Source organism: Pseudoalteromonas sp. NBT06-2 (assembly GCF_002276045.1).
Taxonomy (GTDB): Bacteria; Pseudomonadota; Gammaproteobacteria; order Enterobacterales; family Alteromonadaceae; genus Pseudoalteromonas.
Genome location: NZ_NQMR01000199.1, coordinates 1 through 10,144, shown reverse-complemented (window position 1 = coordinate 10,144; position 10,144 = coordinate 1). Strand labels below are relative to the sequence as shown.

11 protein-coding genes and 2 pseudogenes are annotated in these 10,144 nt (G+C 39.0%); 3 read left to right on the top strand and 10 right to left on the bottom strand.

What is annotated here, in order from left to right; translation table 11 throughout:
- Positions 1-129 precede the first annotated feature (129 nt).
- Together CJF42_RS23565 and CJF42_RS23560 are read left to right on the top strand one after the other, a co-directional pair.
- A pseudogene (locus tag CJF42_RS23565) lies at positions 130-570 on the top strand (tyrosine-type recombinase/integrase); the annotation flags it as partial.
- On the top strand, positions 570-1,013 hold the full coding sequence (locus CJF42_RS23560) for a hypothetical protein (RefSeq protein ID WP_095368993.1): 444 nt from the start codon (positions 570-572) through the stop codon (positions 1,011-1,013). The pseudogene CJF42_RS23565 and the gene CJF42_RS23560, both read left to right, overlap by 1 nt.
- Positions 1,014-1,069: 56 nt before the next feature.
- Here the strand turns inward: CJF42_RS23560 and CJF42_RS23555 are convergent, their stop codons facing one another.
- Complete coding sequence (locus tag CJF42_RS23555; RefSeq protein WP_170940733.1) at positions 1,070-2,122, bottom strand: nucleotidyl transferase AbiEii/AbiGii toxin family protein; 1,053 nt, start codon at positions 2,120-2,122, stop codon at positions 1,070-1,072.
- Complete coding sequence (locus tag CJF42_RS23550; RefSeq protein WP_095368991.1) at positions 2,119-2,742, bottom strand: DUF6088 family protein; 624 nt, start codon at positions 2,740-2,742, stop codon at positions 2,119-2,121. The genes CJF42_RS23555 and CJF42_RS23550 overlap by 4 nt, the downstream gene beginning before the upstream one ends.
- 135 nt (positions 2,743-2,877) lie before the next feature.
- Here CJF42_RS23550 and CJF42_RS23545 point away from each other — a divergent pair, with 135 nt between their 5' ends.
- Positions 2,878-4,119: an RHS repeat-associated core domain-containing protein gene (locus CJF42_RS23545; RefSeq protein ID WP_095368990.1), complete on the top strand. Its 1,242-nt coding sequence runs from the start codon at positions 2,878-2,880 to the stop codon at positions 4,117-4,119.
- Between the two features lie 520 nt (positions 4,120-4,639).
- Here the strand turns inward: CJF42_RS23545 and CJF42_RS23540 are convergent.
- The 8 genes and pseudogenes from CJF42_RS23540 to CJF42_RS29595 all read right to left on the bottom strand — a co-directional run.
- Positions 4,640-5,002, bottom strand: a complete 363-nt coding sequence (locus CJF42_RS23540; protein ID WP_095368989.1) for a DUF7830 domain-containing protein — start codon at positions 5,000-5,002, stop codon at positions 4,640-4,642.
- Positions 5,003-5,089: 87 nt separating this feature from the next.
- Positions 5,090-5,491: a GmrSD restriction endonuclease domain-containing protein gene (locus CJF42_RS23535; RefSeq protein ID WP_353651701.1), complete on the bottom strand. Its 402-nt coding sequence runs from the start codon at positions 5,489-5,491 to the stop codon at positions 5,090-5,092.
- A 165-nt stretch (positions 5,492-5,656) separates the two neighbouring features.
- The gene (locus CJF42_RS23530; RefSeq protein WP_095368987.1) at positions 5,657-6,526 is read right to left on the bottom strand and encodes a recombinase family protein; all 870 of its coding nucleotides are present in this window, start codon (positions 6,524-6,526) and stop codon (positions 5,657-5,659) included.
- Positions 6,456-7,277 (bottom strand): tyrosine-type recombinase/integrase, encoded by an 822-nt coding sequence (locus CJF42_RS23525; RefSeq protein WP_095368986.1) that lies wholly within the window; start codon positions 7,275-7,277, stop codon positions 6,456-6,458. The genes CJF42_RS23530 and CJF42_RS23525 overlap by 71 nt, the downstream gene beginning before the upstream one ends.
- The gene (locus CJF42_RS23520; RefSeq protein WP_095368985.1) at positions 7,264-8,013 is read right to left on the bottom strand and encodes a hypothetical protein; all 750 of its coding nucleotides are present in this window, start codon (positions 8,011-8,013) and stop codon (positions 7,264-7,266) included. The genes CJF42_RS23525 and CJF42_RS23520 overlap by 14 nt, the downstream gene beginning before the upstream one ends.
- Positions 8,003-8,761 (bottom strand): IS21-like element helper ATPase IstB, encoded by a 759-nt coding sequence (gene istB / locus CJF42_RS23515; RefSeq protein WP_095368984.1) that lies wholly within the window; start codon positions 8,759-8,761, stop codon positions 8,003-8,005. Before istB ends, CJF42_RS23520 begins: the two co-directional genes overlap by 11 nt.
- A complete protein-coding gene (locus tag CJF42_RS29600) occupies positions 8,751-9,302 on the bottom strand; it encodes a Mu transposase domain-containing protein (protein WP_502694810.1) in 552 nt (183 codons plus the stop codon). The genes istB and CJF42_RS29600 overlap by 11 nt, the downstream gene beginning before the upstream one ends.
- A 42-nt stretch (positions 9,303-9,344) precedes the next feature.
- A pseudogene (locus CJF42_RS29595) lies at positions 9,345-10,073 on the bottom strand (transposase); the annotation flags it as partial.
- Positions 10,074-10,144 lie beyond the last annotated feature (71 nt).

Genomic DNA, 10,144 nt, shown 5'->3' with positions numbered 1-10,144 from the left:
AAGTTCATCAACGCACAACTTTCGTTCAATCTATTAATTAGGACTATAAATCATCTATGAAGAAATTTATACAGGCCTTATAGATAGTCGCTTCCAAGAGGAATTTCCTAGGTATAAGAACAAGGTAAAGGCAATATTGACAGGATAGTGCCGATATCTGAGCGAGCTTTGGAATGCTTAACGTTTTATCTTGATAACATTCGCCCTAAATTGGCAACCTTAGCTTCAGGCTCAACCTTGTTTTTAAATAACAGTGGCAGATCCTTTCAAAAGTGTAGAATGTCAGAGTTAGTGACTAAATACATTCTGTTGTCAGGTGTGGCCACTGGTGGCAGTTGCGGCACACTAAGACATAGCGCTGCAACACACATGTTAGAAGAAGACGCTGACCTTAGATATATCCAAGAATTCCTAGGTCATGCTGATATCTCAACCACCCAAATTTATACCCACGTTAGTAAGAAAAAACTGCATAAGGTTTATCAATCATCCCATCCATCTGCGATGACTTCATTGTCTATTGCGATGCGTAAATTCTTTGAAGCTGCCTCAAAAGCTAAGGAGGCATGATGAGACATTTTAGAAATATTACCGTAAAAGAAATTTCAACACTCACTTGTGATAGTTGTGGTGAGCAAGCAACCCAAGGTGATTATACCTTTCATGAATTTATCACTGTTAACCACCGTTGCGGTTTTGGCTCCATGCATGGCGATGGTAAACAATTAAGTATCGATTTATGCCAGCAATGCTTTTTTGGGATGTGTGGTGATATTTTAACAGTCATTGGGCCTACTTACGAAGGCTCTGAACGACTTGAAAGTCACACTAGGTTACGACTTGCTGCGCGAGATATTTTATTAGCAAAGAAAATCACCAACAAGGAAGAAGAGACCATCGCATTAAAGCGCGTTAATGTATTGTGGGATGCACAACACATTAGCGCTGAACCCAATGAGCTGTATCAGCTTATGGACTTGGTTTTTGCTTATCAAGGCATAAGTAGGGATTGATATTTTAAAGCAAAATCTCTTTCAGGCTTCGTCAGAACACAACGAAGCGTGATGAATTATTTGAATTGCTGATTGATCTGGTCTTGAACAGCTTTCAGTCGGTCAAGGATCATTGAAAATGAATCTGGTGTTGTAAAAAACATCCCACCTTTGATTGCATTGTCATGGTCTTTTGCTATTTCAACTAAACGCTCTTCATCTAGTACTAGTAAAAGTCCGCCTGCGAGGATCGCTTCATAGTCAACACCAGGGCTAGCCCAACGATGTTTCTTCATTTCAATCACATCGTTTCTGGCCGTATCGGAATTAAGAGGATCGGCAAACTCCATGGTCAACAAACAATCTACATCATACCAGTGTCTAGCTAACCTATCTGGGTTAGGTGGATTATCTTGAGAACAAAATTGATGTAACGCTGTCAGCTTTTCCCACAAAATATATTCTGCCTGATAAGCACTCACTTGTGCTTTAGGTAATACTAATTGCTCTAACCCTGGGGTATGTCCCAAGTAACAATCAACAGTGATAGTTTTGGTAGGTTTCCCTCTATTTCGACCACCAAACTCAAGCAGGATATGATCTAACTGATAGTCGTGGGTTCCTTTTGTAATACGCGGAAAGTGAATATCAATCTTCTCACCACCTGAACCATCTTCCATTTCAGAGTATAAACCATCGATATTGTATTGAGATAATCTCTCATTAAGCGAATCGACTAATGCTGCACTCCAAGCTTGTAATTGCTTCTGCTGAGCTTTTCTAAATTTAGCGCTCTGACTTCTGTTTTTAGTGCTTTGGCTCCACGCGGCTAATTCTTCTTCCTCGGTATGCCCTGATAAATCAGCCCAATGAATAGATAAATCGATATCTTCTGAGAATCGAGAAATAGCCTCCCAGCATTTACTTAATGCGGTTCCGCCTTTAAACGCTACCGAGAACTCACCTAATAATTTTTCATCATAGAGAAGACGAAGAATTTCAGTTACCCAAATATCCTTTTCTAAAAAATTAGCGGCAAGCCCTTGTGGGTGATGTTGAGCACCATAGGTAAATATTTCAGCTAGTTCTTCATGTCTCGATTTGTCTGCATAGAGTTCAAATATATTCATGATAAAAGGCTACGCTCTACGTTTTCAAGTTTAAGCTTCCACATGGTTAACAAGGCATTTTTTTGTAATTTAGAAAGAACTTTTAATGTTTCACTTTCGGTTAGCTGCAATCGAGTTAAAGCATTCTTTAATGATGATTCTGAAGTATGCTTAGGAGATAGTGCGAGCAACCCTCTAAACAATGTCCCTTCAGGCTTATTTTCCCATTGAAGTTTACTTTTTGCAGTATGGTGTACCTGTACTATTTCATTCCCAATCTTAAACTCGCGTGATGGCCCTGTTGTCCAATAGACAGATTTCATCGGTGCCTGTGTTTGCATTCCTAATCTGTAGGCAGCTTCTAGCCCTTGAGGAACCATTTTGTAATGGTGTGTTCGTGCCCAAGTTTTAGCAACTTCTTCAGCTTTAGCGGTGATCTTGATTGACGGAATACTTTTTAAAGGTTTTGGACGAGAGTATATTCCTTTAGCCACACGAACAATTTTCTCTTCTTTAGTTAAGCGGCTCATTGCTTTTTGTACAGATGTCGTTGTGCCTAGGGAATAAAAACCCTCGATAGAAAATGGAGTTCCTCGTTTCATACGAGATACTCGATTAGCGACTAAAGTTGAAACTGACATATGCACCTCTAAACTGACGAAACGAATACAGTGTAAAATCATTATAGCTCATATAGGTGCGCCTATACAAGATTGTTTGTGTCAGAATAAATCTAGAGCACATTAATAAGAATTCTGAAGTTTGTTTTGTGAAGTATGTTCTATTCCAACTACCCACTAATTCATATGAACGGTCGGATCTATGATCCAACCTTAGGTCGATTCTTGCAGGCTGATCCGTTTATTCAGGCACCAAGTAATTCTCAATCATATAACCGCTATAGTTATGTGTTGAATAATCCGATGTCGTATACCGATCCGAGTGGGTATTTTTTTAGTGGTTTAGCTAAGAAAGTTGGACGAAAATTTATTCGCTCAGCGGTTAAAATCTTTGGCGCTAAAGCAGTTAATATAGTAGGTACTTTTGTTGCGACTTATTTTGGTAATGCTTATGGAGCCGCCGCATGGACATATGAATTTAATCGTGCAATGGGAGTTTCAAGCTCAGGTGCTTTAAGGGCTAGTGCTGTCGCTTTTGTTGCTGCCTCCATACCTGCCGCGAATACAGGAAATGCTTTTAGTAACTTCGTTGTGGATGGGGTTGTTGGTGGAAGCATATCTTATGCATCAGGAGGAAATTTTGGGCATGGATTCTGGTCTGCTGGTTTAAATAGTGCAGTAGGCGGTGGTAATGTATCGTCTAACGCGTTTGTTAACGTTGTTTCATCAGCTGTTATTGGTGGTACTATATCAAAAGTTACTGGTGGAAAATTTGCAAATGGTGCATCTAGCGCGGCTTTTTCGAGTGCTATGAGGCAGGATTGGTCTATTCCACCTAAAGAAGGTAGTGCTGAATGGAATGCTAGGGAAGAAGCATATTTTCAGAAAGCTTTAGCACAAGATATGGCTATGACAGGTAATGATTTGTATGCAAACGTGGATTGGAATATGATAGGGAATTTCATTTATGATGAGGGGTTTACTGTTGTAGGCAGAACCTTTTCGATTGTTGGAGGGGCAGGTCAAATTGCATTAGGAGCAGGATTATGTGCTACTGCGTTAGGCTGCGCATTAGGCGCGCCTATTGCAGTGCTAGGTACAAGTAGTATTCAAGAAGGATGGACTGGAGGAAATGGGTTTGTAAGAGAAGGAGCACAGGCTATACTTGGTCAAACTTATGGAGATTACACTGTTGGGGCATTGAATCTAGCAACCTCTTTAGGTGGATTGGCTCGGCCAGTATTAACCCCCATACCTACGAGTAGTTCACGACCCTTATTTAGGAATATATCTTACGATTTTTCACCTGCTGTTACCCAAGCAACTAGAGTAGGCTTGTATTCAGAAGGGAGTGGGAGTATTTTAAACCTTTCAGATACATATAGTAGGACACATTAGTTATGGACTCCTTAATTTTAATTTTAGTTTTAATTTTTTGTAGATTTTTATATTCTTATTTAAATAATATGCCTACAAAAAAAACTAGGGAAAATATAATCAGATTATTTCTGGTTATATTTGGATTGTTCATAATTGCAACGCCGATGATACTTGTTAAACATGAAATATTGAATAAATCCATAACTAATATTTTAATAAGCATTGCTTCTGCCATTTATTTTTTAATTTTTTGCTCACGAAAAAAAAATTAAAACAACTTATAGAGGCTCATAAATTAGTCACCTAAATGAAAATGGACATATATGGTCTCCAAAAGGTTGATTTCAAACCTCTCACGAACTGAACGAAGGTTTGGCTTCTTTATGTTGCGTGATATCAATATCGAGCTTATCTATTGTTGATATATTTTAGCTAGATTTATTAATGTGTTACTGTCATTATTCAATTGTTGATACAAGGATTTTCCAAAGCCTCGCTTGCCGATGTTTTGTAATATAGAGTCAAAATGAGGAAGAATTCATAGGGAATTGCTAATGGATGTACATATTGAGGCCAATAACAACTTATTGTTTTTATGCCTAGCGCCTTCTTTCTGACCATTATATTTCATGGCCTGGATTTCTTCAGGGTTGAGTTTACATGTGGTTTTTATAGGACAATCATCAGAATCTTTCGTATGCCTAAAATACATATCTCCTTGAAGTGTGCCGGCGATAAAAAGCGGTTGCATGCATGTTGCACATAATAAGACGCCTTTTTTATCTTTCTTAAGGTCGGTCCTTAATTGAAACAGTGTTTTTTCATCATACTTACTAAGAATATCGGTAGAACTGTAAGTTTGTAGGTTCTTAGTCGAAAAAACGATATCGATTGTCGCCATTTCCCATCCCTTTTAAAGCGAATAATCCTTTGTGCTTCAATATACTAAAAAACACAAAGGTATTGTAAATAATTAACCTAATCTGCTTTAAGCCTTACATTTTACATTTTTAATAAAGTAGATTTCTTGTTTTGACGCAGATAATTGATATTTAGCTTTAATTCGTTGCCACTTTTTTAGATAAGTGCAGTGATAGGCATTATTTGCAGGCATCCATTGGTGAGGGGCCTTATAACTTTTAGCTTGATTGGCATTATCCTCAACTGAAATAAGGTTTTCAAGGTCATTCGCAAACACCCTTTTTTGTTTCCTTGTCCAATTATAACCGCCAAATTTATGTGCATGTGCTAGTGGCACCACATGGTCGATATCGATATCTGATGCTTTGGTGAATGTTTGATTGGTGTATGGGTCGAGCCATTTCCCCCAGGTCACATTACAGCCTTTGCTACGTTTAAATCTTACTGGAGACAATGAATCCCTTTGCAATATTTCAGAGCGGGTATTTTGACAGTCGTTATCTTCATCTATCCAGTGCGGCCAATCTTTACGATTGTATTTAAGATATGGGGTTTGAAGTCCAATGGTACGAAAAGTTACTCTAAGCCCTAAACGACTAAAAAAATGTTGTCATTTTACGCAGCTATGAGGTAACTACCAATGTTGACCTGATTCTTTATGTGTAACATTAATTTCAACAAAGCAATTTTTCATATTGGCTGTGGACTGAGCTTCAGACATTAAATCGTAGACAGTTTCTTCAAGATCTTTTGGGGAACTGTAAGTAACTTTTAAAATATAGTCCCAACCATCTTTTTCTGGTTTGAACATATCGTACTGAGAAAGCCATTCATCCTCTATATACTCCAGGGCTTTGTCCTTTCCACGCACAAACTTACTGTTGTTCTCAACATTCATTGATACATCTAGTTTGGCTATTTTTATTTTTGAACGAGACCCGGGTAAAACAGTAGTTGGATTAGCAGCCATATATTTTTTAAGGATCCGATACACACTAGCAATACCAATATCTAATTTTTCTGCAACTGCTTGTCGGGTAAGTCCTTCCTTTATAAGACTGATCACCTGATATGACTTTGTACGAGCCGTTGGTTGACGGCCTTTGTACTTTCCTTGTGCTTTGGCCTTTGCTATCCCTTCTAATTGCCGCTCTTTTCGTAATGTGGTTTCAAATTCAGCAAAAACGCCCAACATGCTAAAAAAAGCATTTCCGGCAGCACTGGAAGTATCGATAGGTTGTTCAGTAGCTTTTAAGTGAATACCATTTTCTTTTAAATCGTGAGCAAGGTTTTGAAGATCTCTTAGGCTGCGTGAAAGTCGGTCAACCCGGGTAACAATTAATGTGTCTCCTTCCCGAAGATAATCCAAACAAGCGTCAAGCTGAGTTCTTCCCTTTTTTTGGGTGCCACTTTTTTTTTCGGAAAATATCTTTTTACACTGAGCAGATTTTAATGCCGCATATTGAATGCTTAAATCTTGGTCTGTTGTCGAAACCCACGTCATAACCAGCTTTTAACAGGTACTTCTTTACTAAGTCTGATAACTGTGTGGCGCGAAATCGCTTACCTTGATTATCAATAAATAGACTCATTCCAGAATCAAGCTTAAGTAATTTAGGGCGAGCGATAATAATGTAGGCTTTAAGCCAATCGCAAGTGCGTTTAGCTATTGGCACATAACGATCTTTATCCCCTTTACCATCTGAAATGAATATTTCTCTTTTGGTAAAGTTAACATTGTTCACATCAAGCTTGGCAATCTCCATACGACGAGCACCACTACCGTAATAAAGTTCCAGCATTGCTCTATCACGTAATCCAATGATTCCATAGATTGTCGTCTCATTAAATACACACTCTAGCTCATCGAATGATAGAAATGATGTTGGCAGAGATTTCTGCGCCTTTGGTAAACGGAGCAATTCAAGTGGGTTGCTCTCAATAATCTCAAGGTAGGTTAGCTCACGATAAAAGACTCTTACGTCTGTAACTCGGCGACGTCGCGTACTTTTTCTCAATAGCTCACCAGACCTAGGGTTAATGTAACTCGCCAAATACGATTTATATTGCTCTCCAACAGCTTTAGTAACTGCCAAAGGTCGCTTCACGCCATTGGCGAAACACCATTTTATAAACATTCTGAGATTACATCGTTTTGTCTTTACAGTATTCATTGACTGCCCTTCAGCTAAACAATGTGTTTCATAGGCATCCAATAAATCAAAGAAAGAATCTGTAGGGTTAAACTGCTCCATAATGTACCTCCAAATCAAGGTTTAACGGTTGGTACTCCATGCCAAATTTCTTGAGCGTTTTACCCAACGCCATCAAGTGACATTTTGTCACTGGTTTGCTAGAACAAGCTATTACCTTACTAATACCCAAATCAGCTAATACGCGGCAATCAATGGTAGTAAGTTGGAATGAGGTATTGGTGGCTATCATACGTTCACCAAACGCTCTGCTCATTTGAATAGCAATGAGAGGCGATTGATACATATAAACAGCGCTTACTCCTTTAACTGCATCAAGATTAAAGACACACGGCTTGGTTATCGGTGACCAATATTTAGATGAAGATGACCCCCTAACTCGGCCAATTCTCTCGGCGTAAAAACCCGTTATTTCCTCCTGATAATAGATAGGCACCGTTACGCAACCGCGAAAAGCTTCATGCCCACTGGGGCGAACCAATTTGAGACGACAAAGCGAACCTCTAAGTTTGACACCTAGCGCATTACGAGCAGGTGGTAATTGCTCTCCTATTTCGCGATTTGAATACCCAAGTTGGTATTTGAGGATTTGCTCATTACCAATACCATATTTTTGTGTCAGATATGTCTGTGGACTCTCATGACATAGCAGTGCATTTTGGTAGTGACTCTGTATGAGCGGTAAGTAATGCTGTGAGACTTGCACATCAAAATCCGATAATTCAGCAGAATCCAATAATGAATCGGTATGAGTGCAAGAGTATCTTTTACTTTTCATTACGACCTCCTTGCAATCCAAACGCTTCGCGCATTGAAGGGCCTGTCATGTGAATTTGATGTGCAGAGTGAATGATGCGGTCAAGCACCGACTCTGCGATTGTTGGCTCTTGAAAACCGCTATACCACTCTTCAGTTGGATACTGAGAGGTAATAAGTAACGAAGATGACTTGTCTCTGGACTCAACTAAATCATAAAGCAATTCACGGTCGGTAGCAGTTAATGAGGAAATCCCCCAGTCATCAATAATAAGTAATTTAATACGATTAAGCTTTTTACGAAACTTATCTAATTCTCCTTCTTTATGTGCTGCTAATAGCTGCAACAACAAATGATTGAATCGGTAAAAACCAACCGAAATTTGCTGCATAATAGCGGAATTACCTATCGCGCATGCTAAGTGGGTTTTTCCAGTTCCCGTCGCACCAGTTAGAATGCAATGTCGGTCATTTCGAATCCACTCCAATTCAACCAAGTTAGCGATAACCGATTTTTTCAAACTAGGTTGAAGTTTATAATCAACATCACTAATATTTGCTTGAGGCCAACGAAGGTTTGCCTGACGTTGCAGCCTTAAACGGCGCTTATTGCCAACAGCAATTAACTCCCCATCTAGCAAGTCATTAAGGCGCTCTAAGAAGCCCAGTTCGTCACTATCCGGTAAATCAAATTGTTTGAGCAAAGCTGTCTGAATTCCTTTTAATTTAAGCGTTACTAGCTTATCTATAATTATATTTTTACTGCTCATGACGACCTCCGTAATAACCTTTACCGCGTATATTACGATGAGTTAATTGTTCATTAGACATACAGGGTTGCCCAATTACATCTAGTGCACTTATGACAAGCCCTAGTTCATTCGAAGCAATGTGATTGGCTAACGCATACTTACAGGCTTCTTTAAATGCTGCCTCACCTTTGTCTTCACAAAGCTTCATCAACGCCTGACAGCGTTTACCAACAGCACGAGAGGCAGGGTTTTTGGTTTTCTGATATTGAGACTCAATAAAATCAACAACATCGCTACCAAGAGTTGTTGCCCAACCAAGATACTCCTCTTTTGTTTTCGTTGATTCCGCGCGGTGTGATGGTGAGAGGTGTTCAGGATTAGTTGTGCAACCTCCTTTTTCATAACTTAGTTGGTGAATTGCTTTAACCTGATGCTGATAGATCACAGTTAATTGAGTTTGATTAACAATGACCTCAATCTGTTCATGGGCCAACTGATAGGGCACAGAATAAAAATGCTCATCATGGTAAATATGATAATCAGCAGGAACCTTAATCACCTTAAAGTCAATAACAACATTAAACTCAGTCCTAGGTAGTGGGCGTAATTCCTGTTTTTCTATCTCTTCAAATAACTCATTTCTTGATATTTTAAACTTTTGAAAAGGTTGGTTATTAAGTTCCTCTACTGCTTTTGCGAGGTAGTGATTAACTTCGTCTTGGCTGTGAAATGTCATATCATTATTCATAGGAATAAGAATACGCTGCTTAATGAATTTCACACCTAGCTCAGCAAGGGATTTATCCTGTGGCATTCCGACTCGGCATGAGTCAATAATGCAATCATAGTGTTCACCAAATTTTTCGATATTTTTAACAAGAACGGGGATCAACCCCGCTTTACTGACAAGAGCTTTAGCATTATCAATGGAGATAACTTCAGTAACCCCGCCGAAGTAATCAAACATCAAGATCATGCCGTTTAGCCAATCAATTGTTCTCTCCCCTGGTGTAGCAAACGCAAATAGTTTTTTAGAAGCACCTAAGCACGCTACAAAAACTTTAAGCCAGATTTTTTTGCCTTTCTTCTCATAGCAAACGCCAGTGCCGGAATAATCGATGTAAGTAACTTCGCCTGCCTTGTGTTGCTGGCGCATAGTGATACGACATTTTTTGAGGAATTTGCGCACTATATAGAAATACTGAGACTTGCTATATGCGCTGTCAGGCTCTTTGCTTTGATATTGCAAATATTGCACTGTTAAGCTTTTGCTTTTACCTTTTTTCTTCAATGATTCTTTTAACGCAGTATCATAGTCTGGAGTACGCTTTGAATTTTCTTTTGCCCGAACATTTGGGTAAAGAAGCTGATTGAGTTCGGTGTTATACCAATCAGATTATT

What these genes read in the sequence shown, in the direction of transcription:
- CJF42_RS23550 (WP_095368991.1), bottom strand. Translation starts at nt 2,742, where the DNA reads ATGTCAGTTTCAACTTTAGTCGCTAATCGAGTATCTCGTATGAAACGA.
- istB (WP_095368984.1), bottom strand. Translation starts at nt 8,761, where the DNA reads ATGAGCAGTAAAAATATAATTATAGATAAGCTAGTAACGCTTAAATTA.
- CJF42_RS23530 (WP_095368987.1), bottom strand. Translation starts at nt 6,526, where the DNA reads ATGACGTGGGTTTCGACAACAGACCAAGATTTAAGCATTCAATATGCG.
- CJF42_RS23525 (WP_095368986.1), bottom strand. Translation starts at nt 7,277, where the DNA reads ATGGAGCAGTTTAACCCTACAGATTCTTTCTTTGATTTATTGGATGCC.
- CJF42_RS23540 (WP_095368989.1), bottom strand. Translation starts at nt 5,002, where the DNA reads ATGGCGACAATCGATATCGTTTTTTCGACTAAGAACCTACAAACTTAC.
- CJF42_RS23545 (WP_095368990.1), top strand. Translation starts at nt 2,878, where the DNA reads ATGTTCTATTCCAACTACCCACTAATTCATATGAACGGTCGGATCTAT.
- CJF42_RS23555 (WP_170940733.1), bottom strand. Translation starts at nt 2,122, where the DNA reads ATGAATATATTTGAACTCTATGCAGACAAATCGAGACATGAAGAACTA.
- CJF42_RS23560 (WP_095368993.1), top strand. Translation starts at nt 570, where the DNA reads ATGAGACATTTTAGAAATATTACCGTAAAAGAAATTTCAACACTCACT.
- CJF42_RS23520 (WP_095368985.1), bottom strand. Translation starts at nt 8,013, where the DNA reads ATGAAAAGTAAAAGATACTCTTGCACTCATACCGATTCATTATTGGAT.